The 26,301-nt window shown below is 62.8% G+C and carries 28 protein-coding genes; 10 read left to right on the top strand and 18 right to left on the bottom strand.

Annotated elements, in window-relative coordinates:
- Genes JHL16_RS07000 through JHL16_RS06975 form a run of 6 tightly spaced genes read right to left on the bottom strand, consistent with a single transcriptional unit; the run spans position 1 to position 5,548 of the window.
- Positions 1-768 (bottom strand): SDR family NAD(P)-dependent oxidoreductase, encoded by a 768-nt coding sequence (locus tag JHL16_RS07000; RefSeq protein ID WP_200184163.1) that lies wholly within the window; start codon positions 766-768, stop codon positions 1-3.
- Complete coding sequence (locus JHL16_RS06995) at positions 765-1,787, bottom strand: alpha-ketoacid dehydrogenase subunit beta (RefSeq protein ID WP_200184162.1); 1,023 nt, start codon at positions 1,785-1,787, stop codon at positions 765-767. The genes JHL16_RS07000 and JHL16_RS06995 overlap by 4 nt, the downstream gene beginning before the upstream one ends.
- Positions 1,787-2,743 (bottom strand): thiamine pyrophosphate-dependent dehydrogenase E1 component subunit alpha, encoded by a 957-nt coding sequence (locus JHL16_RS06990; protein ID WP_200184161.1) that lies wholly within the window; start codon positions 2,741-2,743, stop codon positions 1,787-1,789. Before JHL16_RS06990 ends, JHL16_RS06995 begins: the two co-directional genes overlap by 1 nt.
- Complete coding sequence (locus tag JHL16_RS06985) at positions 2,740-3,171, bottom strand: VOC family protein (protein WP_200184160.1); 432 nt, start codon at positions 3,169-3,171, stop codon at positions 2,740-2,742. The genes JHL16_RS06990 and JHL16_RS06985 overlap by 4 nt, the downstream gene beginning before the upstream one ends.
- Complete coding sequence (locus tag JHL16_RS06980) at positions 3,168-4,172, bottom strand: CobW family GTP-binding protein (protein WP_200184159.1); 1,005 nt, start codon at positions 4,170-4,172, stop codon at positions 3,168-3,170. Before JHL16_RS06980 ends, JHL16_RS06985 begins: the two co-directional genes overlap by 4 nt.
- Entirely contained in the window at positions 4,169-5,548 is a 1,380-nt protein-coding gene (locus JHL16_RS06975; protein ID WP_200184158.1) for an amidohydrolase, read from the bottom strand. The genes JHL16_RS06980 and JHL16_RS06975 overlap by 4 nt, the downstream gene beginning before the upstream one ends.
- A 100-nt stretch (positions 5,549-5,648) precedes the next feature.
- Here JHL16_RS06975 and JHL16_RS06970 point away from each other — a divergent pair, with 100 nt between their 5' ends.
- The 4 genes from JHL16_RS06970 (at position 5,649) to JHL16_RS06955 (ending at position 8,849) form a co-directional block, all read left to right on the top strand.
- Positions 5,649-6,341 carry a GntR family transcriptional regulator gene (locus JHL16_RS06970; RefSeq protein ID WP_200184157.1) on the top strand — a complete coding sequence of 231 codons (693 nt, stop codon included), beginning with the start codon at positions 5,649-5,651 and terminating at the stop codon, positions 6,339-6,341.
- A gap of 74 nt (positions 6,342-6,415) precedes the next feature.
- Positions 6,416-7,231 (top strand): ABC transporter substrate-binding protein, encoded by an 816-nt coding sequence (locus JHL16_RS06965; protein ID WP_200184156.1) that lies wholly within the window; start codon positions 6,416-6,418, stop codon positions 7,229-7,231.
- A 63-nt stretch (positions 7,232-7,294) separates the two neighbouring features.
- Positions 7,295-8,071: an amino acid ABC transporter permease gene (locus JHL16_RS06960; RefSeq protein ID WP_200184155.1), complete on the top strand. Its 777-nt coding sequence runs from the start codon at positions 7,295-7,297 to the stop codon at positions 8,069-8,071.
- Position 8,072: 1 nt separating this feature from the next.
- Positions 8,073-8,849, top strand: a complete 777-nt coding sequence (locus JHL16_RS06955; protein WP_200184154.1) for an amino acid ABC transporter ATP-binding protein — start codon at positions 8,073-8,075, stop codon at positions 8,847-8,849.
- Here the strand turns inward: JHL16_RS06955 and JHL16_RS06950 are convergent.
- Genes JHL16_RS06950 through JHL16_RS06920 form a run of 7 tightly spaced genes read right to left on the bottom strand, consistent with a single transcriptional unit; the run spans position 8,846 to position 17,136 of the window.
- Complete coding sequence (locus tag JHL16_RS06950; protein ID WP_200184153.1) at positions 8,846-9,319, bottom strand: GNAT family N-acetyltransferase; 474 nt, start codon at positions 9,317-9,319, stop codon at positions 8,846-8,848. The genes JHL16_RS06955 and JHL16_RS06950 overlap by 4 nt on opposite strands.
- Positions 9,320-9,345: 26 nt before the next feature.
- The gene (locus JHL16_RS06945; RefSeq protein ID WP_200184152.1) at positions 9,346-11,298 is read right to left on the bottom strand and encodes an oxidoreductase; all 1,953 of its coding nucleotides are present in this window, start codon (positions 11,296-11,298) and stop codon (positions 9,346-9,348) included.
- Between the two features lie 15 nt (positions 11,299-11,313).
- Positions 11,314-12,483 (bottom strand): amidohydrolase family protein, encoded by a 1,170-nt coding sequence (locus tag JHL16_RS06940; RefSeq protein ID WP_200184151.1) that lies wholly within the window; start codon positions 12,481-12,483, stop codon positions 11,314-11,316.
- A 7-nt stretch (positions 12,484-12,490) separates the two neighbouring features.
- Positions 12,491-13,375 carry a branched-chain amino acid ABC transporter permease gene (locus JHL16_RS06935; protein ID WP_200184150.1) on the bottom strand — a complete coding sequence of 295 codons (885 nt, stop codon included), beginning with the start codon at positions 13,373-13,375 and terminating at the stop codon, positions 12,491-12,493.
- A gap of 5 nt (positions 13,376-13,380) precedes the next feature.
- A complete protein-coding gene (locus JHL16_RS06930) occupies positions 13,381-14,094 on the bottom strand; it encodes an ABC transporter ATP-binding protein (protein ID WP_200184149.1) in 714 nt (237 codons plus the stop codon).
- Positions 14,095-14,107: 13 nt separating this feature from the next.
- Positions 14,108-15,271, bottom strand: coding sequence for an ABC transporter substrate-binding protein (locus tag JHL16_RS06925; protein ID WP_200184148.1), 1,164 nt, complete (start codon positions 15,269-15,271; stop codon positions 14,108-14,110).
- A complete protein-coding gene (locus JHL16_RS06920; RefSeq protein WP_200184147.1) occupies positions 15,268-17,136 on the bottom strand; it encodes a branched-chain amino acid ABC transporter ATP-binding protein/permease in 1,869 nt (622 codons plus the stop codon). Before JHL16_RS06920 ends, JHL16_RS06925 begins: the two co-directional genes overlap by 4 nt.
- Before the next feature lie 118 nt (positions 17,137-17,254).
- On the opposite strand from JHL16_RS06920, the gene JHL16_RS06915 reads away from it, so the two are divergent.
- The 3 genes from JHL16_RS06915 to JHL16_RS06905 are packed head-to-tail and all read left to right on the top strand — an operon-like array spanning position 17,255 to position 20,246.
- Positions 17,255-18,133, top strand: a complete 879-nt coding sequence (locus tag JHL16_RS06915) for a MurR/RpiR family transcriptional regulator (protein WP_200184146.1) — start codon at positions 17,255-17,257, stop codon at positions 18,131-18,133.
- Positions 18,134-18,142: 9 nt separating this feature from the next.
- Positions 18,143-19,474, top strand: coding sequence for a type I glutamate--ammonia ligase (locus JHL16_RS06910; RefSeq protein ID WP_200184145.1), 1,332 nt, complete (start codon positions 18,143-18,145; stop codon positions 19,472-19,474).
- A gap of 31 nt (positions 19,475-19,505) precedes the next feature.
- On the top strand, positions 19,506-20,246 hold the full coding sequence (locus JHL16_RS06905) for an N-formylglutamate amidohydrolase (RefSeq protein ID WP_200184144.1): 741 nt from the start codon (positions 19,506-19,508) through the stop codon (positions 20,244-20,246).
- Positions 20,247-20,251: 5 nt separating this feature from the next.
- On the opposite strand, the gene JHL16_RS06900 is transcribed toward JHL16_RS06905, so the two are convergent.
- The 4 genes from JHL16_RS06900 to JHL16_RS06885 form a co-directional block, all read right to left on the bottom strand.
- A complete protein-coding gene (locus JHL16_RS06900) occupies positions 20,252-20,965 on the bottom strand; it encodes a helix-turn-helix transcriptional regulator (protein WP_200184143.1) in 714 nt (237 codons plus the stop codon).
- Positions 20,966-21,248: 283 nt separating this feature from the next.
- The gene (locus JHL16_RS06895; RefSeq protein WP_200184142.1) at positions 21,249-21,458 is read right to left on the bottom strand and encodes a hypothetical protein; all 210 of its coding nucleotides are present in this window, start codon (positions 21,456-21,458) and stop codon (positions 21,249-21,251) included.
- Between the two features lie 139 nt (positions 21,459-21,597).
- Entirely contained in the window at positions 21,598-23,688 is a 2,091-nt protein-coding gene (locus JHL16_RS06890; protein ID WP_200184141.1) for a molybdopterin-containing oxidoreductase family protein, read from the bottom strand.
- 71 nt (positions 23,689-23,759) lie between these two features.
- Positions 23,760-24,128 carry a GFA family protein gene (locus JHL16_RS06885; protein WP_200184140.1) on the bottom strand — a complete coding sequence of 123 codons (369 nt, stop codon included), beginning with the start codon at positions 24,126-24,128 and terminating at the stop codon, positions 23,760-23,762.
- Between JHL16_RS06885 and JHL16_RS06880 the strand changes: the two genes are divergently transcribed.
- The 3 genes from JHL16_RS06880 to JHL16_RS06870 are packed head-to-tail and all read left to right on the top strand — an operon-like array spanning position 24,127 to position 25,873.
- Positions 24,127-24,276 (top strand): hypothetical protein, encoded by a 150-nt coding sequence (locus JHL16_RS06880; RefSeq protein ID WP_200184139.1) that lies wholly within the window; start codon positions 24,127-24,129, stop codon positions 24,274-24,276. The two genes, JHL16_RS06885 and JHL16_RS06880, sit on opposite strands and share 2 nt — an antisense overlap.
- A gap of 2 nt (positions 24,277-24,278) precedes the next feature.
- Positions 24,279-25,040 carry a TrmH family RNA methyltransferase gene (locus tag JHL16_RS06875; protein WP_200184138.1) on the top strand — a complete coding sequence of 254 codons (762 nt, stop codon included), beginning with the start codon at positions 24,279-24,281 and terminating at the stop codon, positions 25,038-25,040.
- Positions 25,037-25,873 carry an NmrA family NAD(P)-binding protein gene (locus JHL16_RS06870; RefSeq protein WP_200184137.1) on the top strand — a complete coding sequence of 279 codons (837 nt, stop codon included), beginning with the start codon at positions 25,037-25,039 and terminating at the stop codon, positions 25,871-25,873. Before JHL16_RS06875 ends, JHL16_RS06870 begins: the two co-directional genes overlap by 4 nt.
- Here JHL16_RS06870 and JHL16_RS06865 read toward each other — a convergent pair.
- Entirely contained in the window at positions 25,846-26,166 is a 321-nt protein-coding gene (locus JHL16_RS06865) for an SH3 domain-containing protein (protein WP_200184136.1), read from the bottom strand. The two genes, JHL16_RS06870 and JHL16_RS06865, sit on opposite strands and share 28 nt — an antisense overlap.
- Positions 26,167-26,301 lie beyond the last annotated feature (135 nt).

Raw genomic sequence — 26,301 nt, 5'->3', positions numbered from 1 at the left:
CTAGGCGCTCAACATCGCGCCGGCATCGACCCTGATCGTCGTGCCGGTGATGGCGGCGCTCGCCGGCGATACGAGGTGAAGGCAGAGATTGGCAACTTCCTTCGGATCAACCAGCCGGGTCGCAGCACCGCTCTGCGCCATGCTCTCCCACACTTCCGCCGCATCAGCGCCGGTGCGATCGGCGATATTCTTCGCCACCTCGCGCAGCATCGGGCTGTCGACATTGCCGGGACAGACTGCATTGGCCCTGATGCCATGTGCACTGAGCTCGGCCGCGAAACTCTCGGTGAAGCCGATCAGAGCGAATTTAGTGGCGCAGTAAATCGAAGCGCCGGCCTCGCCACGCAAACCCGCCGTGGAGGACAGGAACGCGAAGGCGCCGCCCTTGCCGCGCGCGATCATGGGTTTCGCGAAGGCGGCGGCCGTATGAAAGGCGCCATCCAGATTGACCGCCATCACGCGACGATAAATGCTCCAGTCGATATCGACCACGGCGCCATCGGCATTGAGGCCGGCAGCATAAATCAGACTGTCGACAGGACCGATCTCGGCCGCGAGCGCCGCCATGGCCTGCGCGTCGGTGACATCACAGGCCTTACTACGATGGGCACCCGGCAGACCGGAGATGGCGCGAGCCGCCTGTTCTTCACTGCGGTCGAGCGACCAGACGATGGCACCGGTGTCCGCTAGCGCCCGCACACAGGCGGCTCCGATGGTTCCGCCGCCACCAACGACCACCGCGACATGCGAAGCACCAAGCTTGCTCATGATGCCGCCGCCATTTCACGCAAGACCCGCGCGATGGAAGCAGGCCCCGGCACCAGCACTTCTTCCAGGGACAAGGCCGCCGGGATGGGCACATCCGGCACGGCGTGACGGCGCAGCTGGCGCAAGGACGAAGGTCCAAGCCGCTCCAGGACGCGCACGATGATCTCGGCCGAGAGCCCGAAGCTCAGATAGTCCTCGTCCACGACCAGAAGGCGGCCGGTCTTGGCCGCCGACTGGGCGACGGTCTCGACATCCAAGGGAACAATCGAGCGCAGATCGATGAGCTCGACATCGATCCCCTCGCCCGCCACTTGCGCCGCAGCTTCCATCGCATATTCGACGCTGGCGCTCAGCGTGACGAGCGTAATGTCGCCGCCCTGGCGTACGATGTCGGCCTTGCCGATCGGCGTGACGAAGGCTTCGGCCGGCACATCGCCGGCATTGAGGAATTCCTTAGCCTGCTTGAGCAGCAGCCCCTTATGCTCGATGAAGATCACCGGATTGTCGGAGCGGATGGCGGCGGCCATCAGGCCCTTATGGTCACGCGCCGAGCTCGGCGCCACCACCTGCATGCCCGGCAGATGCGCGAAGGTCGCCCACAGGCATTGGGAATGCTGCGCCGCCGAGCCGATATTACCGCCTGCCGTCTTGATCACCATCGGCATCTTGACCCGTCCCCCGGACATATAGGGGATCTTGGCCATCGCATTGTAGACCTGCTCGAGACAGACACCAATGAAGTCGACGAACATGATCTCGACAACCGGCCTGAGGCCAGCCATCGCCATGCCCACACCCATGCCGGTGAAAGACATTTCCGAGATCGGCGTGTCGCGCACGCGCATCGGGCCGAAACGATCGAGCAGATTGCGGCTCGAACCGAAAACGCCGCCGCAGCGGCCGACATCCTCGCCCAGGATCACGACGCGTTCGTCGCGCTCCATTTCCTGAAACAGGCTTTCGGCGACCGCCTGCGACGCATTGATCTTGCGCATATTCGCTGTCATGTCGGCCGTCATCACACCACCTCCGCAAACACATGATCCATGGCGCCGGCCGGATCGGGCATCGCATCCTTGCGGATATCCGCCAGCATGGCGCTCATTTCCCCCTTGGCCGCCGCGACGATCTGATCGAGTTCATCCTCGGCGGCGCCGCGTTCGACCAGCATGCGCCGATAGCGTGCGATCGGATCCATCTCGGCCCGCATGCGCTGCTTCTCGGCACGCTCGCGGTAATTGTCGTGATCGCCCTCATAGTGACCACGATGGCGATAGCAGGTCGCTTCGAGCAGCGACGGGCCGCCGCCCTTACGCGTATATCTCGCGACCTCGGCAAAGGCCTTCACCACTTCCTCGACATCGGTCCCGTCGACACGCCGCCCAAACGCGCCATAGGCCGCCGCACGCTCGGCAATCCCGGGTGTCGCGGTCACGTCGGAGAAGCGGACCGAAATCGCATATTGGTTGTTCTCGACCAGGCAGACCAGCGGCAGGCCCCAGGCTGCCGCCATGTTCAGGCATTCATGGAAGGTGCCGTGATTGGTCGCGCCGTCGCCGCAGATTCCGACGGCGATATAAGGCAGTCCCTTCAGCTTGAAATTGTACGCATAGCCCAGAGCGACGGGCAGCGACGCGCCAACGATGCCGGTCGCCGAGAAGTTATGCTCGGGATCGAAGGGATGCATGTGGCCGCCGCGGCCACGGCACAGGCCTGTCTCCTTCTCGAATATCTCGGCCATCAAGGCGCGCGGCGGAACGCCCTTGGCCAGCGCGTGATAATGATTGCGGTGCGTGCTCACCACCGCGTCATGGAGGGTCAGGGACTGCGCCATGGCCGCGCCGATCGCCTCCTGGCCGATGCTGGTATGGAGCTCGCCATGGATCTCGAAGGTCGGCACGCCTTCGATGCAGGCCTCGTCGAAGGCCCGCAGCCGGACCATGGTCCGAAACAGATTGATCTCGTTCAGCTTCATGATTCTTTCATCTCAAGCAGTTCGAAAAAGGATCCGCCGGGCGCCCGGCAATAAGTGGAGCGCCCTTCCGGAAAGACGGTGACGCTGCCGATCGGCTCGGCTTTGGCCGCGACAACCTCACGCAAGGCGTCATCGAGTTCGTCCACCACGAAACCGACGTGACCGCAGCCCGTCGCCAGCGGCAACGACTGTGCCGGGAGCGCGTGGCCGCTGAACTCGATGAGTTCCAGCCGCGGCCCGCCATCGGAGCGGGCCAATTGGGCAAGATGGCATGAGAGCGTTTCCACGCCCGTCATGCTGCGGATTTCCTTCGCCATGTCCCTTTCGATGAAGACGACCGCGTAGCCGAAGGCCGCCGCATAGAAGGCGATGGACTGATCAATGTCGGAAACCGCGAACGAGACATGGTCCAGGGGTTTGAGCTTCATCGTACACCTTCGACAGCACGCACCATCACATCGCGAAGATCGCGGCGGATATCCTCACCTGCGCCGGCCATGAAGATCGCGACGAGGACGCGCGGTGCGGTGCGGGGAATGGCTTCAAGAAAACGAGGCGGCGCGACCAGATGCTGGACCGCATGGAAGCTCACTGGTCGATCATCGCCGGTGATATCGGCCATGGCTTTGAGGCGCAGCAGAGACTCGCCACGCTGGTGTGCAAGGTTCTCGATGCCGGCCTGGAAGGCATGCAGATCGACCGGACTGGAAAGGCGGAGGACAAGGCTGTCGAAAGCTGCCGCATGCCAGGTGGCGACGGACGTCAAATGTTGATGAACGGCCGGCGCCATGTCGAAAAGCTGTGTCGCGAGCTGGGCATCCGTCGCCGCGGCCTCGATCGGAACACCCGACAGACGGCGCAGCTCGTTCATCAGCCGGCTCCTGCCACGCTCGTCCGTCAGATCGAGCTTGGTGACCAGCAGCCGGTCGGCGAGCGCCAGCTGCGCCCGCGCCGTTTCGTGGCGCCAGATCTGGCCGAGGCCGAGGACGGCATCGATCACCGTCACGAGGCCGGTCAGGCGGTAGCGCGACAGGCGCAAGGGATCGCTGACGAAGGCTTGCAATATCGCGGTGGGATACGCGAGCCCGCTGGTTTCGACGATGACCCGGGCGAAGGGCGGAATTCTGCCGAGAGCGACCTTGTCCTGCAGGCTGCGCAAAGCGCGCGCGAGATCACCTTGCGCCTGGCAGCACAGGCAGCCGCCGGGAAGGACGACGATGTTCTCGTCCACACTTTCGATCAGGAGATGATCGAGGCCGATCTCGCCGAATTCATTGACGATGACCGCCGTGTCGGCGGCCTGCGGCAGCGCGAGCAGACGTCTGATCAAGCTGGTCTTGCCGCTGCCCAGGAAGCCGGTGAGGACCGTCACTGGAACAGTCTGCTCCGGAATGAGATCGAGCGTGCGCGGATCGGGAAGTGCGTTCATTCCACCCAGCTCGCAGTCCAGAAAGCGTCGGGGCGATGGCGCATCGTCTCGAGGGCGCCGAACATCGGAGATCCAAGCGCGACGCCTTTGGTGCGTTCGCCGAGTTCGGCTTTCGCCGCCTGGATGATTGCCGGATCGGCGAGCAGCCGCAGCGTGGCGGCGGCGAGAGCTTCGGACGCCATCAAGGGGCCCGGATGGCTCGCCTCGTGTCCCGCCAGTGCGGTCAGCGCCCAATTGTGCAAGGGCACCTGATCGGGGAACGCCCAATTGACCCGCCCGAGCGGTATCCGCCAACTGACCTCGCCATCATCCTGCCCGTAAGGATCGAGCCCCTCGCGATAGAGACCAACCTCCTCATCGAGCCGGAAGCCGCCATCCGGACGGCAGGTCTTGGCGAGTGCCCGCATGAAGTCGCGCCCCTCCTCCGTCCAGCGTGGCGGTCCGACCGTCACGAGAGCGGCGTGAAGCGTCTCGGCCAGGGTATCGTTCGCCAGATAGCCGCGCGTGCCGGCGATGAATTGATGACGAAAGGCGACGCCCGTCATTTCAGCGGCCCGCGCCGCGACACCGATGGCGAAGTCGAACACCTCGCGGGCGCGCTCGAAGCTTTCATGCCGCGCCGTGAGCCACAGCCGCGCCTCGTCAGGCGTCACATTGGGAATATGCCCCGCGACACGCAGCACATGCTCGACCGAGGTGTCGGGGAAATGATGGGCGCGCAACCGTTCCAGCGACTGCACGGCGAGTTCCGCGGCATCGAGCGCATTGCGCCGGCGGGTGCCGCCGCCATGGCCGGATTCGCCGAGGAAGACGACCTCGCCATTGAGCACCGACTGGCAGGGACGCGAGATCGCGCCGTTCTGATAGTCACCATGCGAGGTGAGGATGGCGTCGATGCCGTCGAAGACGCCGAGCCCAAGCATCGCCACCTTGCCCCAGACGATCTCTTCGGCGGGCGTTCCGAACACGACGATCTCACCGGCAAGCCCTGCCTCTTCCGCCGCCAGCGCAGCAGCGATCGCGGCACCGCAATTGGCGGGTCCGATGAGATTGTGACCGCAGGCATGGCCGGCGGGATGTCCCCGTCGCTTTCGTTCGGTGACGGCATCATTGTCGGTGCCGGGCAGCGCGTCATATTCGGCGAGCAGCGCCACCTTCGGGCCGCCCTTGCCACGCCGCGCCGTGAAGGCGGTGGGCAGGCCGCCGACACCGCGATCGACCTCAAAACCGTAGTTTTCCAACCAGGCGCAGAGCGTGGCTTGCGCCTTGAACTCCATGTTGCCGAGTTCGGGGATCGCCCACAATTCATTGAATTTGCTGACTATCTCTGCCTGGAGAGGAAGCCAGTGCCGCTTGGCGATCGCGCTGTGATCCATTCTGGTCATCTGTAAACTGTTGACAGTTGTCAGCTTAGTGTGTTTCATTTCCGGAGCGCTGTCAAACCTCATTCGGCGGCAAGTCCTGGAGAAAATCGACTTGGAGCAGAGCTTTCACGCCGTCCCGACGCTGACTCTGGTCACCCAGGTGAAGGAGCAGATTCAGCACGCCATCACGACCGGCGAATTGCTGCCGAACCAGCGTCTGGTAGAAGGCGAGATCGCCCAGAAGCTCGGCGTCAGCCGCGGCCCGGTCCGCGAAGCCGCGCGCCTGCTCGAGCAGAGCGGTCTCTTGATATCCCTGCCCCGACGCGGCTTCTTCGTGCGCCAGTTCGAGGAACGCGAAATCAGGGATCTCTATGAGTTGCGCGAATGGATCGAGGCCGCCGCGGTCGAATCCGCGGTGAAGCGCGCCACGCCCGAGCAACATGAGATGCTGCGCGTCACCCACAAGAATCTGCTGGCCCGCGCCCGCTCCGGCCAGCAATCCGAGCTGATAGAGGCGATCATCGAGTTCCACCGCTCGATCTGCACGCTGTCGGGCAATATGCGGCTCTTACGCCTGTTCGACGAGATCGCCATCGAAGTGAGGCAGATCCTCTCCGTTCTCGGCTTGAAGCTCGACGAGACGGGCTACCCCGCCGAAGCTCAGGAATCGCTCCTCGACGCCATCGTGAATAAGGACAAGAGGCGCGCCGCCGCCGAGATCCGCAAGCTCGTCGCGCAGGCCGGCAAAGAGGTCATGGAAAATTATCGCAGGCGCCAAGCAGCAGCAAGCAAGGCACCAAAGTGAATCCCGGAACAATTCCGGGTGGTCGCAACGGCTCGTCCCGACAAAAGGGACGGCACAGGGAGGAGAATACAAGTATGAATAGTCGCCGATTGGCACTGGGAGCGGCCGGCATTGTGCTGTGCGGATTCCTGGCCACCGCCGCGCAGGCGGATGTCGCAGCACCGGAGAAAATCAAAGCGGCCGGCAAGGTCGTCTTCTGCACCGAGCTCGCTTATCCGCCGTGGGAAATGCTCAACCCGGAGACGCAGGCGCCCGAAGGCTTCGATATCGACATCGCCGCGGCGCTCGCCAAAACGATGGGAGTCACCTCCGAGCACAAGAACATCTCCTTCGACGGCCTCATCCCGGCTTTGCAGGCCGGCCAGTGCGACGCCATCATTTCAGGCCTAGCCGACAAGCCGGAACGGCGCGAGGCGGTCGACTTCGTGAACTATGCCGTGTCGGGCAATGCGTTGATCACGCGCGCCGAAAACCCGGCCACCTTCAAGACGCTCGAGGATCTGTCCGGTCTCAAGGTCTCGGTCGCCGTCGGATCGGCGCTCGAGGGTGAGCTGAAGAAAGCCAGCGACGCGCTGAAAGCGGCGGGCAAGCCCGAGATCAATATCCTGTCGCTGCAAAGCGGCACCGACGCCTTCCAGCAGCTGACGGCGGGCCTGGCCGATGTCTATTTCGGCTCGACCGACCAGGCCGGCTATTTCAACAAGCAGAAGCCCGGCCTCCTGAAGCTCGCCAGCCCACAGCTCTTCTCGCTGACCATCGGACTTGCGACACTCAAGAAGGACAAGGACCTTCATGACGCCTTCGACGGCGGCTTGAAAGAACTCAAGAGCTCAGGCGAGTACAAGAAGATCCTCGCCAATTGGGGCTTCGAGGCCATGGGCCTCGAGTGACCCAGACTTGCGGTCGGGAGCCACTGGTTCCCGGCCGATTTTCCCGTCAGTGAGACATAAGCCATGTCCGGCGACTTCAATATCGACACCGCCTTCTTCCTCAAATATCTGTTCAATCCACCGGCCATCATCTGGAAGGGGCTGTGGCTGACGATCTGGATTTCGGTCGTGGCCCAGGCGCTGGGCGTGGCCATCGGCCTGCTTATCGCCCTGTCCATCCGGTCGAAGCGCGCCTGGCTGCGCGGCTTCGGCAAATTCTATGTCTGGGTCTGGCGCGGCACGCCGCTGCTCGTCCAGCTTGTGCTGATCTATACCGGTGTCGCGGCGGCGGGTTTCTATAAATATCCCGACATCCAGATCGGCCCCTTCACGCTCACCGGCCCGCTCCAGGCCGCACTCATCACGCTTTCGCTCAACGAAGCCGCCTATATGGCGGAAATCTTCCGCGCCGCTCTGTCGTCGATCGACAAGGGCCAGTTCGACGCTGCGCGCGCCTTAGGGATGCGGCCCATCACAGCGATGCGTTGGATCATCCTGCCGCAGGCGGCCCGCATGGTGGTGCCGCCGCTCGGCAATGAATTCACCTTGATGATCAAAGGCACATCGCTGCTCGCCATTCTCGGCATCCGCGAATTATTCGGAACCCTCCAGCAGCTCAATGCCGCGACCTTCCGCACCTTCGAGCTCTTCATCATCGCTGCCATCTGGTATCTGCTCCTGACGACGATCATGGGCTTCGTGCAGAAGCGCCTCGAAGCCCATTACGGGCGTTATGATCAGCCGGCTGCCGACAGCAAAACCACGCCGGGCTTGCGCGGCCTGTTCTCGGGGCAGCGCTAGAATGGCCGCAACCGATACAACTCCCCTCGTCGCACTGCGCGACATCCGCAAATCCTATGGTGATGTGGAAGTTCTCCGCGGCGTCTCCTTCGATGTCCATCGCGGCGAGGTCGTCTGCCTGATCGGACCCTCAGGGTCCGGCAAGACGACGCTGGTGCGCTGCATCAACCATCTGGAAAAGATCCAGTCCGGCCGCATCACCGTCGATGGCGAGCTCATCGGCTATCGCGAGCATAAGGGCCGGATCATCGAGGATTCGGAAAAACGCATCGCCGACCGGCGGCAGAAAATCGGCATGGTCTTCCAGCGCTTCAATCTCTTCCCGCATCTCACCGCGCTTGAAAATGTCACCGTAGGCCCGGTCCGCGTCCAGGGCCGCGATCCGAAGACAGTGACGGCGGAAGCCCGCGAGCTTTTGGCGCGGGTGAAGCTCGCCGACCGGGCCGGCCACTATCCCTCCCAGCTCTCAGGCGGCCAGCAGCAGCGCGTGGCGATCGCCCGGGCCCTCGCCATGAAGCCGGCGGTCATGCTTTTCGACGAGCCGACCAGCGCGCTCGATCCCGAGACCGTCGGCGAAGTGCTGGAAGTCATGAAGGAGCTCGCCCTAACGGGAACCACCATGATCGTCGTCACACATGAGATGGGTTTCGCCCGCGACGTCGCGAACCGTATCGTCATGATGGATCAGGGTGCGGTGGTCGAGATCGGAAGCGCCGAGCAGATTTTCACCAACCCGCAACAGGAGCGGACCAAGGCCTTCTTCAAGGCGATGCGCTAAGGCACCTGGCGCTCCATGAACACGCTGTAGGGATCATCGGCCGGATAATCCCCAAAGGAACCACAGCGGGTGAAGCCGCAGACTTCGAACAACCCCAAAGCTTCTGGCTGCGAAATGCCGGTTTCGAGACGCATCAGCGTAATGCCCTGCTGGCGCGCCGTCGCGGCGAGCTGGTCGATCAGGCGCCTTCCCAGCCCAAGGCCTCTCACGGCGGGATCGACGAAGACGCGCTTGACTTCAGCATAGTCTCGGCCGTGGATCATGACAGCACCGCAGCCGACATATTTTCCGTTCACCTTCGCGGCGAAGAAGTGAACATTCGGCTGGGCGAGCGTGTTCACATCGACCAGATGATTGCTCTCGGCCGGATATAACGCGCCCATATAGCGGTCCAGCGTATGAATCATCGCCGTGATCTCCGGGGTGCGGGGATCAGCCGGGACAATCTCGATCTGGCGTTGCGCGGACATGGAACTCTCCAGGTTGTGATATTGGATCAGTGCAGCCGGCTCGCCGCCTGCAGGCCCTCGAAGACCGCTTCCTCGGCGGTACGGGGCGCTAGCGCATCGCCGATCACATGGAGCGGAATGCCCAGCGCGCGAATGGCTGGCACGAGATCATCACGCGGCCGATTGGGCGAGCAGACGACCAGCGTATCGACGTCCTCGAGGACAACCGCTTCCTGCGCCGCGGTGTGCACCAGATAGACCGTGCGGGCTTCCGCGCCATAGAGGCGTGAGAATGGCGTCATCGTCACGCCCAGCCGGTGCAGGCGGGCAATGGCTGCGTCCCTTACATAATTCTGAATGCTGATGGCCGGACAGACACCGTTTACGGCCAATTGAACCGCAGCCCCCTCGGTCGCGAGCTTTTCGGCGATGCCGACACCGATCCAATCGGCCAGCCAGTCATAAACGACAACTCGCTTCCCGGTTTTGACCTTGCCGGTGATCACATCATGCGCGTGCGCGATTTCGATCCCCTCGCCCCGCTCGAAACGCGGTAGCCGCGCTTCACTGCCAGTCGCCAGGATGACGGCATCCGGCTTCTCCGTGGCGATGGCCTCCGCTGTCGCCGTCTTGCCGAAATGGATATCGACCTTCGCAAGCTCCAGCTCACGCGAGAGATTGGTGATGATGCCGCCGAATTCACCGCGATGCGGCAGAAGCTGCGCCAGCTGCGCCTGACCACCGAGCCGTTTCGCGCTTTCCCACAATTGCACTGCGTGGCCGATCTCTGCCGCCACGCTCGCGGCCTTCATGCCGGCGGGGCCGCCGCCGATGATCAGCACCCGCTTCGGGCGCGCCGTCCTGGGGCGGGTGCCGAACTCCATCTCTCGGCCGCTTTCGGGATACTGGATGCAGGAGATCGAGAGGCCGAGCTGGGCATGACCGATGCAGGCCTGATTGCAAGCGATGCAGGCGCGGATATCATCCGTGCGGCCCTCTCGGGCTTTTGTAGGCATGAGAGGATCGCAGATCATCGCCCGCGTCATGCCGCACATATCGGCCGAACCGCTGGCGATCACAGCCTCGGCCTCATGCGGCTGGTTGATGCGGCCGGCGACGAAGACCGGCTTGCCGATCGCCTGTTTCAGCTTCTGCGCAAAGGGCGCCAGATAGGCATTCCCGACGGTCATCGGGGGGGCGATATGAACCGCGCCGGACGCTGAGGCGGATGTGCCGGCAATGATGTTGAAATAGTCGAAACTGTCCTTCAGCGAGCGGCAGACGGCCAGCGTCTCATCGTCCTGAAATCCCTCGATGTCATATTCATTGGAGGAGATGCGCGTCCCGATGATGAAATCATCCGACGTCGCACGGCGAACGGCGGCCGATACCTCGCGCATGAAACGCAGGCGATTGTCGTCCGAGCCGCCGAACTCATCGGTGCGGAAATTGACCTTCGGGCTCAGGAACTGGACCGGGAGATATCCGTGGCTGGCGACGATCTCCACCCCGTCGGCGCCGGCTTCCGCCATCCGGCGCGCCGTCGAGCCATAACCCGCGATGATATCGTAGATCTCATCCGTGGCGAGCTCGCGCGGCACGATACGGAAGCGCTCTGCCGGTGAGCTCGATGCCGAACAGGCTGCCTGGGCAATGCCGTTCGAGCGGCCAAGCAGCTCGCGGCCGGGATGGAACAATTGCACGAAGGCGCGCGTGCCTTCCGCCTTGATCGCCTCGAAAAGCGCTTTGAACTTCGGGATGGCGTCGTCCGACGTTCCCATCAGGACTTCGGATGTGTAGCGGGCTGTTTCATGCACGCCGACCACCTGCACGATGATCAGCCCGACACCACCCTTGGCCCGCGCCTTTTGATAGGCGATGAGGCCATCCGAGGGTAAGCCATGGCGTCCCAGATCCGTATCATGTCCGGTCGACAGGATGCGGTTGGGAATGGTGACGCCTTTGATGGCAAAAGGCGAGAAAAGATGGGGAAATCTCAACTTGGGCCGTCCTTGTCAGAAATCGAGCCGGTGAAGACGGCGTACATTGCCCGCCAGAACGTCCTCGGCGATCATCCGCGCCTCCTTTTCCACCAGCCAGCCGGATCCGATCCCGTTCTCCAGAACGCGCGCCAATGTCCGTCGCATCACACGTGCGGAGAACCACAGGATCTCCGGCTCACTCGATGCGTCGGACCCGTAGAGCACCTTGCGCGGTGGGGCGACGCCCAGAAGCGTATTGAGCTTCTGCTCCAAAGCCAGTGACGCCCAGGGCGTCGCCAGCGATGTCTCGATATAGACCCGCGGCAGGATGGAAGCGATGAAGGCGGCCTCATCCGTCCAGGGCCAGCCGGCATGAATGAGGACGATATCCTGCTCGAACCGGTCTTTGAGAAACGGGAAGAGGCATGACGGACGCGCCTGTTCGAGAAAGATATCCGAATCCCCGCCGCCACAATGGATATGGAAGGGAACGTCATGGCGCTTGGCCACATCGGCAGCGCTGTAGGCCAGGGCATCGCGCATGATCTTGGAGCTTCCCCTGCCCCTTGGAAGTCCGGCATCACGCCATCGGCTGAAATGAGCTTCCAGGTCCTCGCCTGACGGCCAGGCGATGTCGAGGCCACTTCGATAGGCGATGATCGATTTGATGGCGATCGCGCCGGCATCGATCGCCGCGCTGAGGCGCTCCGCAAACGTCTCATTCAGGCTGCGCCACGATGTTGCGGTTTCCAGCGCCTCGAGGATCAGAGGTTCGATGCGGACGACGCTGCCGATCGGAACGGCGTATTCTTCCCGCAGAATCGCCGGATCTACACGGGGTTGCGGATATCCGTCATCGACGATCAGGCCGGCAATGCCGGCGCTCTTCATCAGCGAACGCAGATACCCTACCCCATCCGCGACGAGCCTCTCGTTCCTGCTGCGCTGCACGGCTTCAAGGCTTGGATCGCAGCCGAGAAATCCCGCGAGCTCGCGGATAAGCGCCAGAGCAAAGGGCGTCGTCTGCGACAGGCCCGAAACAAAATCGGCCGCGACCGCTCCGGCAAGGTTGGAAGACGGGATACACATGCCGGTGATGGTGCAGCGATCGATCATCCCGGCAGGATCATTGCGGCGGAGAATGCTCAGCGGCAGCCCGTGATTATGGGCATCGATTGCCTTTATGGATGACAGATCAATCATTTTTTCCTTACCGCGCCTGGATGGGCCGGCCCATCAGCCCGTTCGGGAAGACGATGAGCAGTCCGATGATAAGAGCAAGTGCTATGGCATCGCGAAATCCGAGCAGCGCCTCCGGAAGATAAGCGCGCAGCATCACCTCCGTGGCGCCGAGGATCAGGCCGCCCAGGACGGCGCCTTGCAAGCTTCCAAGGCCGCCCAGGACGGCGGCGATGAAAGCCTTCAGCACCGGCACGAAACCCATCATGGGATCGACCGACCCGCGCTGGAACAGCCACAGGATGCCGGCGACCGCCGCGAGGAATCCGGATATCGCGAAAGAGGCTGCGATCACCCGGTTCGCATTGATGCCCATGAGGCGCGTGACGGCAAAGTCCTCGGATGCGGCGCGCATCGCCAGACCGGTCTGCGCGCTTTGAAAGAACCACACCAGGGTCGCCAGTGCGACGACGGTCACCAGGATCGACAGTGAGGGAATGGCGCCGATCTGAATACCGGCCAGCGTGAACGCCCCGCCCAGCCATTCAGGGACCGGCACCGGCTTAGGACGCGCCGAAATGAAATTCTGAAAGGCGGTGTGGAGGATCGAGCTGACCGCGAAGCTCGTCAGCAGCATGGTCGTCGCACTCGCCCGGCGCACCGGACGGAAAGCCACCCTCTCCATGGCCACGGCGCAGAACACCGCGAGAGCCACGCCGCAGATCAGAGCGCCCGGATAGGGCACGCCGGCGGCCAGCGAAAACACCAGGCCATAACCGGTGATCGTCATCAGCTCGCCATGAGCGAAATTGATCAGGCCGAGGATCGAGAAGACGACCGCCAGGCCCAAGGCCAGCAAGGCATATGTGCCGCCAAGCGCCAGGGCATTCACAGCCTGTTGAGCGAAATAGTCCATTGCGATCACCCGGAAGCCGCGAAATGCGAGTGGCCGACAAGATCGTTCTGGCGGAACAGATCCGGCGTGCCTTGCGCGGCAACGGCGCCGCTCATGACGAGATAGGCGCGATCGCAGGTATCGAGTGCCAGCTCGGCATTCTGCTCGACCAGGAGAAATGTAAAGCCTTCCTTGCGCAGGCCGATAATGAGATCGAAGATCAGATCGACGATGTTGGGTGCCAGACCAAGCGACGGTTCGTCGAGCAGCAGCAGGCGCGGCTTCGACATGAGGGCGCGGCCGATCGCCAGCATCTGCTGCTCGCCGCCCGAAAGGGTTCCGGCCAGCTGCGCGCGGCGTTCGGCAAGCCTTGGAAACAGGCTGAAAATCCAGTCGAGCGATCCCAGAGCCACCGCGCGGTCCTTGCCGATGGCGGAAGCGCCCAAAGACAAGTTCTGCGCGACGGTCAAGCCGGAGAATACCCGCCGTCCCTCCGGCACGAGAGTAAGACCGAGGCGAACGATCGCCTCGGTCGATAGTTTGTCGATGCGCGCGCCGTCGAGCGTGATGCTGCCGGCGGAACGCGGCGCCAGTCCCAGGCAGGCATTGAGGATCGAAGACTTGCCGGCTCCGTTCGCCCCCAGTACGGCGACGATCTCTCCCGCCTGGACGGCGAGGGACACCTTCTTTACGGCCCGCACCGGACCGTAATGGACGGAGAGCTGATCGACAGTGAGCATGATGCTGTTCCGGTCAGTTCGGCGGCGGGATTTCGCCCGGCTGCAGCGTGACCGTCGACACGAAGGTCTTCTTGCCGTCCTGCACCTTGTTCAGCGCCACCGAGCGCAGCGGAATTCTGTTCAAGCCGCGATAGGTGATCTTGCCGGTCGCGACCTGCACATCCTGCAGATTGTCGATCGCGTCACGAATGGACTTGCCATCGGTCTTATCGCCTGTCGCCACGACGGCGGCCTCGATGATCTTGATGATGTCATAGCCCGTCGCGTTGAAAGAAGTCTGCGACTCCTCGCCGAAATGCTGCTTGTAGTCGCTGGCAAATTGCGCCAGCGAGCTGCCCTCGACGGGAAAGCCGGCGGTCGAGAAAACCACACCGTCCGCCACCGCGCCCAGGCCCCAGATGGTCGGCGAATCGAGGCCATCCGATCCGAGCACCGCCGCCGTCACGCCGGCCGACCGCAGCTGCTTGAGAAAGGCGGGAAAGTCGGGCTCGTAAGCCGAGGTCATGATGACGTCGGGCTGCGGCTGCAGCGCCTTGATCTTGGTCACTTCGGCGGCAAAGTCCTGCTGCCCGAGCTTGTACTCGACCGTGCCGATCAATTCGCCACCGGCCTTCTTGAAGGCATCGGCAAAATACATCGGCAACTGGTAAGTATAAGGCGTGTCGCGCGAAACGAGGACGAGCGCGCGTTTGTACCCCTGCTCAGCGGCATATTTGCCGAGCACGCCGCCCTGGAGATTGTCCGGCGTGCAGTTGATGAACATGAACTCGCCGCCCACCGAGGCGAGCGACGGCGTCGACGCGCAGGAGCTGATCGTCGGCACCTGGGCGGCGGCGGTGATCTGCGCCACGGCGACCGAATGGTCGACATCGCAAGGCGAAATCATGACGGTAACGCCCTCCGACAGGAGTTCCTGGGCCATGACGGCCGATGGTGCCACTTCCGAGCGGCTGTCGCGGGCGATCAGCTCGATCGGAAGTTTGCCGTCGATGCCACCCTTGGCGTTGATCTGCGCGACCGCCAGCTCCATGCCTTTCAGGTTGGGCTGATCACATTGGGCCATATAACCCGTCTGCCCGCCGACGAAGCCGATCTTCAATGGGTCGGCCGCATGCGCCAGGCCGCTGGCGAACAGCCAGCTGAGCGCGATGTAGAAACATGCCACGATCCGTTTCACGCGATAATCTCCCTTTGTTGCATTGTTATGGGCCGCCCTTTTCCGGAGCGGCGACGGCCGAAATAAGCTTCACGCACTGTCTCGTCGTTCTGGATTTCCTGCGGCGCTCCGACGGCGAGGACCGAGCCACGATTGAGGACCACAAGGCGATGGCAAAGCCGCATGATCAGCGGCATGTCGTGGTCGACGATGATCAGGCCGATCGATGTCTCCCGCATCGTCTGACCGAGAATATTCAAGAGGTCTCCGGTCTCCGCCTCGTTCATGCCCGCTGCCGGCTCATCGAGCAGCAGGAAGCGCGGGTCGAGCGCCAAAGCCCGCGCGATCTCGACCCGTCGCTGCTGGCCATAAGCCAGATCGCCAGAGCGGCGATGAGCCAGCTCGGCGATCGCCAGACGGTCGAGCAGCGTCATCGCCTTATGGCGTGCGCTCGCCTGCGTCGCCGTCCGGTCATTGGCCAGAACGGCGACCAGCACATTCTCGAGAACCGAGAGGTTGGCGAACAGCCGGATGCTCTGGAAATTCCTGGCAATGCCGGATTGGGCGACGGCAAAGGCCGGCAGGCCGGCAAGTTCCGCGCCATCCATCCGGATCGATCCGCTCGACGCCGACTGCGTGCCGCTGATGCAGGCGAGCAAGGTCGACTTGCCGGAGCCATTGGGTCCGATGAGACCGAGTATCTCGCCTGAGGCAACCTCGAGCGAGACCTCCTGCAACGCCTTCACGCCGCCATATACTTTCGAGACCGACGCCACGCGGAGCATGTGCTTTTCCGCGTCCTTTTGTGTCACCTGCGCCGGCACCGAGTGAGGCTTGGACGCCACGGGTGCTGAGCGCCGCGAAAGAATATCGGCCAGCTCGCGATAACCAAGGAGCCCGCCCGGCCGGTAATAGAGAACCGCCATGATCAGGAGCGACAGACCGATGATGGTCAGCCCGAAAATCTGCGGCACTTCGACGACACCAAGCGAGAAGCCGTTCTCCAGCCGTCTCAGGATTTCGATCATCACCGTCACGACGAGCGTTCCGGCCAAGGCGCCGCTCACGCTATTGACCCCGCCGACGATGAGCATGACGACCAGCGAGAAAGTCAGGTCGAGATAAAAGTCCTTCGGCGAAAAGACGGAGAGATTATGGGCAATCAAGGCGCCAGCGATTGCGGCTACGGCGCCACTCAGCACCCAGGCCAGAAGGCGCAGCCGCGCGACATCGACACCCACCGCCGCTGCCGCCGCCTCGTCTTCACGCGTCGCCCGCAAAGCGAGGCCGGCGGCCGATTCCTTGAACAGGGCGATGAAGCCAGTGACCAGGGCCGCGACCGCCGATACGACAAAGATGTCGACGCTTTTGGGAATGCCATAGACCGCCTGGCTGCCGCGCGTGACGCCGTCGGCGCCGATGATCAGCGAGTTGACGATGATGAGAAGACCGAGCGTCGCTATGGGAATCGTGGCGCTCGACAGCTTGACGATCGCGAGGCCAGTGGCGAATGCAAAGAGGCCAACAAGGATAGCGGTCAGCACGAGGGCCACCGCGAAGTTCGCCTGGAAATGCAGCAGAATATCGGGAAGTGCTGGAAACAATTGCGCCTTGAGCGCCGGCGGCATGGTCAATGTGGCGCTGACCTGTGCGCCCAGCGCCATGAAGGCCACATGTCCGAAACTGAGCGCTCCCGAATTGCCGGAGAAGAGCGCGATCGCCATGACGCCGACAAGAGCGGTCATCATGTTGGTGACCGTATTGAGCATCGCGGGCGAGCCCAGGAGCGCGCTGCCCATGCCAATGGCGATGATCAGGAGCGCAAGAAGCGCGCCATTTGCGCCGCCCTGCTTCGTCAACCATCGACCGGCAAACGCACCCATCATTCGCGGCTCTTGCTCCAGGAGAACGTATCTAACGGAGAATATCGGTCCAATTCTTTTATTACGGATTTGACTTCAATAGCAATAGACGTGATAAATGATACATGTCCGAGGTGACAAGATGAGTGATGTAACCGTGGCCGAAAGGCTGCGCCGATTGGCTCCCGGCTTCGCGGCCGCCGAACAGAAGGTCGCCAGAACGCTGTTCGCCAGCGGCATGATCGCCGGCCTGGAAACCGTGGCGGGCCTTGCCGCCCGGGCGAATGTGAGCGGCCCGACGGTGCTGCGCATGACCGCGAAGCTCGGCTTCGCGCGCTACGATGACTTCCAGAAAGAGCTCAGAAGCGAGCTCGAAGAACGCAAGCAGTCGCCGTTGAGCTTGCACGCCGCCGGCCGGTCGGCGGTCGGTGGTACGTTGGGCAAGTGCTCGTCGATATTCTCGGAAGGCGTCGTGAATTCCTTCGCCAGGCTGTCGCAGGGCGACTTCGAGCGCATCGTCGATTGCCTGTGCGACCTGAAGAAGTCCGTTGTGCTCAGCGGCGGGCGCGTTTCAAATCTCGCCGCGCAGATGCTCTACCTGCATCTCTACCAGATGCGTCCCGGCATCCGCATGATTCAGCCCGCCACTCAGACCCGCCGCGATCAGTTGCTCGATATCGACAAGCGGACCGTCTTCGTCATCTTTGACTTTCGCCGCTACGAAAAGGAATCCGTTTCGCTGGCAAGATCCGCCAAGGAACAGGGAGCCGAAATTCTGCTGTTCACCGATCCGTGGCAGTCCCCTATCGCCCGCTTCGCCGATTTCGTGATCTCGGCGGAAGTCTCTTCGCCGTCGGCCTATGATTCTCTCGTTCCCACCTTCGCCCTCCTCGAAGCGGTCTATACCGAGGTCTTCGAACGCCTCGACAAAAAGGCGCTCGAGCGCGTCACGCGGCTGGAGCAGCTCCGAACTGGGTTCGAATGGGACGCCGATACACATATTCCCTCCACGAACTCATGAACTCTCCCTATGAATAGTCAGGCAACTCGACGCGGCCCGGGCGTAGCCTATCTGTGCTGGACCGATATCGTCGGCATGGTTCGCTGTCGCGGCGTGCCGGAATCACGCCTCGAGAAGGTGCGAAGCACGGGTCTCGGCTGGGCGGCGGCAGGCCTGGCTCTCACGACTTTCGAACAGCCCGCATCCAATCCATGGGGACCGATGTCCGAGGTGCGGCAAGTCCCGGTTCCGGGAACCGAAACACACATAGACATCTGGGACGACGCGCCGCCCCTCACCATGATTCTCTGCCGCGCCCTCGATCAATCCGGCGAACCCTGGGATTGCTGTCCGCGTCAGTTCCTCGCCACCGCCATCGATGAATTCCACAGCCTGACCGGGCTTACAATCCATGCCGCCATGGAGCATGAATTCACGCTTCTCGACACCGGCTTTGACGAGACTGTCTCGTTCTCGCTGGAGCAGATGCGGCGTGTCGCCACCTTTCTCGAGGATCTCTCCGAGGCTCTCGACCAGGCGAAGCTCGATGTCGAAACCATCGAGCCGGAAGCCGGCCGGCGCCAATATGAAATATCATGCGGCCCGGCGCCGGCGCTCACCGCGGCCGACCGGGCGGTGGTGGCGCGCGAAATTATCCGGGAAGTCGCGCGCCGGCGCGGTTATTGCGCCACGTTCTCGCCAAAACCCTTTCCCGGCAAGATCGGATCAGGCGCTCATCTTCACTTCAGTTTCGTGAACCGGGCCGGCGAGAATGTAACATTCGACCGCAATGGGCCGGCAATGCTGTCGCGTTCCGCCGCGGGCTTCGCCGGCGGCGTCATCAGGCACCTGAAGGCCCTTGCCCCTTTTTATGCATCGAGCCCGGTTTCCTATCTGCGCCTTGGCCCCAGCAACTGGTCCTGCGGTTATACAAGTTTCGGGGTGCAGAACCGGGAGGCCGCCTTGCGGGTCTGCCCGCCCCCGGTTATCGCGGGCCAGGACAGGCACCGCTCCTTCAATCTTGAATTCCGGCCGCTCGATGCAACGGCCAATCCCTATCTGGCGCTCGGGTCTCTCATTCGCGCCGGTATCGCAGGCATCCGCGGTGATCTGCCGGCGCCACGCACCTTGGAATGCGACCCTGCTTCCCTCAGCGAAGCAGACCGCCGGTCCATGGGTATCGAGGCCCTGCCCTCTTCGCTCGACACCGCTCTATCGTCGCTCGCGTCGGATTCTCTCGCCTCCTCATGGATGAGCGCGAACCTCAACTCGGTCTTCCACTCTGTCCTCACCAAGGAGGCTGATCTCGCCAGACCGCTCTCACCGGAAGATCTGTGCCGGCGCTATGTCAGAATCTATTGAAAGCTATCTCTTCGACGATGAAGAGCCGAGCGTGTCGACGCTGAATCCGAGCGGGACTTCCCCCTATGTGTTCACATGCGATCATGCCTCCAACCGGATCCCCCGGCGTATCGGCCAAATGGGTCTGTCGGATGACGAGATGCTGTCTCACATCGCCTGGGATCCAGGCGCGCTCGAGGTGGCGAAAGGTTTGTCCCGGGCGCTGAATGCCCCGCTCATCTTCAGCAACTATTCGCGCCTCGTCCTCGATCTTAATCGCCCACCCTCCTCGCGCGGTCATATTCCTGAAGTGAGCGCCGGGATCACGATCCCGGCGAATCGGGCGGCGTCACCACAGGAGCGGGAGGCACGCCTGCGCGCCTTCTTCCTTCCATATCACGGCGCGATATCGGACATCATCGAGACTCGGCTGGACCGCGCCACGCCGACACTGCTGGTGGCCATGCACAGCTTCACCGGCGACTATCCCGGCGAAACCCGGCCGTGGCACATCGGCGTGACCCACCGTTTCGATATGGGGCTCGGGGCGGAAATCGTCCGCCTGCTGCGCGAGCGAACGGACCTGTGCATCGGCGACAATGAGCCTTATCAGATCGACGACGTGGACGATGTGACGATCCCGTTCCATGCGGAAAAGCGCGGCTTGCCGAATGCGCTGATCGAAATGCGCCAGGACACGTTGATCTCCCGGCACGGCATCGCCGAAACGATTGAGCGTTTTTCCGAAGTGTTTGGCCTGGCGGCCGCCACGGTGTTGGAAGCAATCCGGTAGAGACGCTAGAGGAACACGTCGAGATCCGGCTTTTCCATGTCGGCGCGCAGCTCATCCTGCCATTCCTTGAGCAGCGCCTTACGGCGCTTGGGATACCGGTCCTTGAGGATGTCGACCTGCCCGATCCGGTCGGTGCGGAAATGGCGGAAGGCGGTGCGCAACTCGCACCAGGCGATGATGTTGCGGGTCGCCTCATAATAGACGATGCCGATCGGCCAGATGGTGCGCTCGGTATAGCGGTCGATCTCGTCGCGATACTGGATCGACACTTTGCGGCTCTCGCGGATGGCGCTGCGCAAGGCGGCGACATCGACCGCATCGACGGTACGCCCGTCGCGCGGCGCCACGACGAGCCCCGCATCGTACAGGAACGGCCTCAGCCCCTCGGGGAGCACGGCGCCGATCTTGGCGACCGAATCGCGCGCCGCCCGCGACAGCTGGCCATCGCCGCGCCGGGTCACCCAGCGCAGGCCAAGCATGACGGCCTCGAGCTCATCGGCCGTGAACATCAAGGGCGGCATGTCGTAACCCTCGCCCAGCACATAACCGATGCCGGCCTCGCCCCTAATCGGCACGCCCTGGCCGACCAGCGAATTGATGTCGCGATAGACGGTGCGCAGCGACACCTCCAGCTCGTCGGCCATGGCGTCGCCGGTCACCGGGCGCCGGTGGCGGCGCAGGATCTGCAATACTTGAAGAAGTCGGTCAGCGCGTCTCATGGCTAGAACCTAGCCTATGCTGCTGTCAGATTATGTCAGGAGGCTGGCAGGAGACAGGACCGTTCGCACGCGGCCTCGGACAAGTGTCAGACGAGGACCGCCAGCATGGCCAAGGGAGCGATCGTGGCCACCATGAGGAGCACGGCCATGATCAGGAACCAGTGGGTGGGCAGTGTAGCGCGGCGGAAAGTCATGGGCGGAACTCTGTGCCGATTCTCGTTTTGAGAAAATGATTCTTTTCAAAGGCTTAGATTCACAGACTAAGCCTTTGATTCAATTGTCGTCAGTTGATCGAAGGCGGCGCCGGCGGCGGCGATGGTGCGACGGGCGGCCCGCCCAGGGAGGGTGTAAAGGTCGGCTGCTGGGCCTTTTTGAGCTTCATCTTGGTGATGTTGTCCTGGGTCGTCTGGACGCCATCCTTGGCCTCATTGGTCAGCTTGGGCTTGGCCTTCTCGGCCGCTGCCACGGGCACGGCCAGAACGGCTGTCAGCAATAGACATCCCAATAGGTGGCGGATCATGATGAGCCCTCATCAGAAGCAGGTAAGCGCTGAACTTGCGCGCACCCTATCCCGCTCTGTGTGAGCGCGGGCTGATCGACCCATTCATCTGCGGTTCATATTCTGAACCGGCTTAGGCGGGCTTCAGCCAGACCCGATTGTCATGGAAAACGCCACCAGCGGCCGGCGCCGGCTGATCGCAGCCGGTGAGCGTGTTGATGCCCTTGCCGTCCTCGAAAGCGTCATTGGGCCAGATCGACTCGGCGATCAGGACGCCGCGGCGGATGCCGTCCATCACCTTGGCATGCAGCGTCACCACGCCCCGGGCGCTGCCGAGCCGCACCTTGTCGCCATCCTTGAGACCCTGGGCGGCAAGGTCCTCGGGATGCACGAAGACGGTCGGCCGCCCTTCCCGTTTGCGCGAGGACGGTGTCTCGTTGAAGGTGGAGTTAAGGAAGGTGCGGGCCGGACTGGTCGCCAGCCGGAACGGATAGGTCTCGGTCGCCTCCTCGATGACGCCCCAGTGATCGGGCATCGGCGGAATGTCGCCGACCGGGCCGAAAGGCCCGATGCCGGGCTTGAAGCGTGCCGCCTGCCAGTCCGGCTTGAAGCGGAACTTGCCGTCCGGATGGCCGAAGCCGTTGAGGAAATGTGCCGTCTCGAAATCCTGCTGCACGTCGATCCAGGTTTCCTGCTCGAGCTTTTCCAGGTCGGGCCGGTTGGAGTTCTTGAGCGTCCAGTCGATGAGCTCGCGGGGCGTCATGTCGAAGCCCTGATGCTTGGCGCCGACGCGGCGGGCGAGATCGGCGATCACCTCGTGATTGTTGCGGCATTCGCCCGGCGCCTCGACCAGCTTGGCGCCCAGCATGATGTGCTGATGGCCGCCGCCCTGATAGATGTCGTCATGCTCGAGGAACATCGTCGCCGGCAGCACGATATCGGCCAGCTGCGCCGTCTCGGTCATGAACTGCTCATGCACGCAGAGAAACAGGTCGTCGCGCATCAGCCCCTGCCGGACCTTGGTCTGGTCGGGCGCCACCGAGGCGGGGTTGGTGTTCTGCATGATCATCGCGGTGACCGGCGGACCACCGGCCAGATCGTAAGGATTGTTCAGCAGTACCGGCCCGATGCGGCTCTGGTCGAGCTGTCGGATGGATGGATCGCGGCATTCGAGCCCCTCGATCAGCGTCTTGTTCCACTTGTACATGCCGCTGTTGGAATGGAAGGCGCCGCCGCCCTCATGCTGCCATGAGCCGGTGACCGCCGCGATCGCCGTCACCGCATGCATGTTGACCGAGCCGTTGCGTGAGCGCGTGAAGCCATAGCCGATACGCAAGTATGTGCGCTCAGTCTGCCCGATGAGCTTGGCGAAAGCCTCGATCTCAGCCGCAGGACAGCCGCAAATGGCCGCCGCCCATTCGGGCGAGCGCGACTGCAGATGCGCTTCGAACTCACGCGGGACGTCGGTGTATTTCTCGAGATAGGCACGGTCGGCATAACCGTCGCGGAACAGCACATGCATGACGGCGCAGGCAAGCGCCCCGTCAGTGCCGGGTCGGATGATCATCTTCACATCCGCCTGCTTCATCGTGCCGGTGTCATAGACATCAACGCAGGCAATCTTGGCGCCGCGTGTCTTGCGCGCCAGCGACGCATGGGTCATCACATTGACCTGGGTGTTCACCGGATTGGTGCCCCAGATCACGATCAGATCCGACTTCTGCATCTCGCGGGGATCGGAACCGGTCATGCGCCCACAGCCGGCGAGGAAGCCCGGCCAGGACAGAGCGACACAGAACGTGTCGTACATGCCGGAATATTTCTTCACATGGCGCAGGCGGTTGATGCCGTCGCGCATCACCAGCCCCATGGTGCCGGCATAATAATAGGGCCAGACCGACAGCGCGCCGTAACGTTCTTCCGCCTTGAGAAAGGCTTCCGCGACCTCGCCCATCGCATCGTCCCAGGAGAGACGCTGCCATTGCCCGTCGCCCTTGGCGCCCTTGCGCTTCAAGGGATGGAGCAAGCGGTCCGGATGGTGAATGCGCTCGGCATAACGCCCGACCTTCTCGCAGATGACGCCAAGCGTGTAGGAATTGTCCTTGGAGCCGCGCACCCGGCCGATCGTGTGCTCATCGAGCAACTCGACCTCGAGGGCGCATGCGGAGGGACAATCATGCGGGCAGACCGACTTGCCGGTCTTGATATTGGGGCGGATGTTCATCGAAAGTGCTTATAGCGCGGAATCGGGCGGCGGCGGAATACGCCCCACGCAGACCTGCCCCTATGGCAACCCTACCAGAGATTCCGGCCGTCGATCACCTCGACGGTCAGGGCGCCGATATCGAAATCATCGAGCAGATGAGCGCTGACGCCAATCTTGCGGCGATTGGGATCGAAGGGTTCGACCCCGTAATCGGGGGTCACGGAATAGGTCCCGCAACCGCAATCGGGGCAGAAGAAATGCCGGTTTTCCGGGTGCCTGCGCGCATAGACCTTGCCATTTTCAGGCGGCGTCAACAGGCGAAACTGATCCGGCTGGCAATAAGTCCAGAGCGCGCCCCGCTTGGTGCAAAATGTGCAGGTGCAGCGCAAAGCATGCGTGGGGGTGAAATCGAGCTCGAAACGAGTGGCACCGCAGTGACAGCTGCCTGTGACGGCCATGGCAGATCCTTTCTTGGTGACGGTCATTCCGTCGTTAGCGGAAAGGCCTGACGAAACCTGTCAGGACAATCTTGCCTTTGGCGGCAATGTCCGTGATGGTGACAGCATGATACGCCTTGCCTCCTCTTTTTCCAAAATTTCGGCCTGACCATGACGCCTGAGATCATCACCAGCGCGCAAAATCCGACGATCAAATCGGTCCGCGCGCTCGAGCAGAAGAAACATCGCCAGGAGACGGGACTGTTCGTGGCCGAGGGCGTCCGCGCGTTGGAGCGGGCACGCATGGCCGGCATCGCCCCCGACATGGTTCTATCCGTCACAGGTCCTCAGGAGTGGGGCCAGGCGCGCGACATCCGCGTATCGGAAGCGGTCATGGCCCGGCTCAGCGTCCAGAACAACCCTTCCGGCCTCATCGGCGTGTTCAGGCAGTCCGATTTTCTGTCGCCCTTCGACCAGAAGGCCGATGTCGCCATCGCGCTCGAGGATATTCGCGACCCCGGCAATCTCGGCACCATCATCCGCACTGCTGATGCGCTGGCGATCCGGCACGTCGTTCTGGTCGGCGAAAGCTGCGACCCTTTCTCGCCGGAGGCGGTGCGCGCCACGATGGGTTCGCTGTTCGGCGTCACCCTCACCCGCCTGGCGACGGCCAAGTTCACAGCAGCCCTCGATGAATGGCCGGGCGAGATCGTTGCCACCGCGGCGGACGCCCGGAGCGACTTCCGCCGTCCCTATCAGCGCCCGACGCTGCTTCTGATGGGCAGCGAAGGGGCCGGTCTCTCGGCCGACCTCGCCGCCAAGGCCAATGTATCGGTGCGCATCCCGATGCTCGGCCAGGCGGAATCGCTCAATGTCGCCACCGCCTCAGCGCTACTCCTTTACGAAATCAAGCGGCCCGACCTGAAGACATGATCCTCGTCACCGGCGCCAGCGGTTATGTCGGAAGCCGGGCCGTCCGGAGGCTCACTGAACTCGGCGTGCCGGTGACCGCGATGGGGCGCGACGAAGTGCGCCTGCGCAAAGTGATTCCTGAGGGCATTCCACTCGTCATCGCCGATTACGACGATCCCGAGTCACTCGACCGCGCTTTCGCACAGGCGACGAAGCTCCTCTTTGTCGCAAGCGACGGCTTCGCCGAAGATATGATCCGCCAGCATGCTCACGTGATCGACGCCGCGAACCGGAGTGCTATTGCGCGGACCGTCTTCACCAGCATCGTCGATATCGACGAAAGCTCGCCCTTCTACTTTGCTCCCGTCTATCGTGATGCCGAAAAGCGATTGAAAACCGCGCGCTTTTCGTCGGCGCTCCTCCGATGCGGTCTCTATGCTGACTTCGTCCTGCAGCACTGGTTGCAGAAGACGCTGATCTCGCTTCCGCTGGCCGATGCGCGGATCGCTCCGATCTCTCGCGATGATGTAGCCGCCGCCGCCGTTCATGCAGTGCTCGGCTCAACGGATGAGACTCGGCAGCTGACGGGCGCCGTGTCTTATTCGATGGCCGAAATTGCTGCTATAGCGACGCGTGCTCTGGGCAAACCCTATAGCTACCAGGCATGCGCGCCCGAGGTCTATTTCGGGCGTCTCACGACTGACGTGGAAAAGCCCTGGCCGGAAGCCTTCTCAACCCTGTGCACCTCCATCCGCGAGGGCCGCTATGCGGCGACCTCCCAGCACTTCCGCTCAGAGGACTTCGAGAGCTTTCTCAGACGCAACGCTCAAGGACAATCGCTGTCGCGCGTATAGAGTCGCTTGATCCAGCCCTTGGTGGTGCGGTCACCATTGTAGTGGGTCACTTTGCACCAGCGGGACGACGGCTTCACCGTGCGCGGGACGCAGGGTCCATCGAGATGGATGATGCCGTGATTGCCGGGCGGCAGGACGTCGACGACCCGGTAGGACGCGCCAGGTCCTGAGCGCATGTTGAGCGCGTCATTCGCCGCGACGCGGGTCACGATCAGGCAGCCGGGTCCGGATGTCGCCTGGGCCACCCCGGCAGTGATCAGCATCAGCCCGGCTACGATGAAAAGTCCTCTCATGCCATTTCTCCATTGGCTCAAGGCTAGGATAATGTATTCCCCGGGCGACGCGACAGATTTTGCGCAGCAAACCGGTTCCACCGGGGGGGGGCAGCTTGCCTGGAGTGCGAAAAATGCCCAAATTGTGGGATAATG

Origin of the sequence: Taklimakanibacter albus (assembly GCF_016595235.1) — a bacterium.
Taxonomy (GTDB): Bacteria; Pseudomonadota; Alphaproteobacteria; order Rhizobiales; family Aestuariivirgaceae; genus Taklimakanibacter; species Taklimakanibacter albus.
The sequence above is the reverse complement of the archived record's forward strand: the minus strand, read 5'-3'. Positions and strand labels throughout refer to the sequence as shown.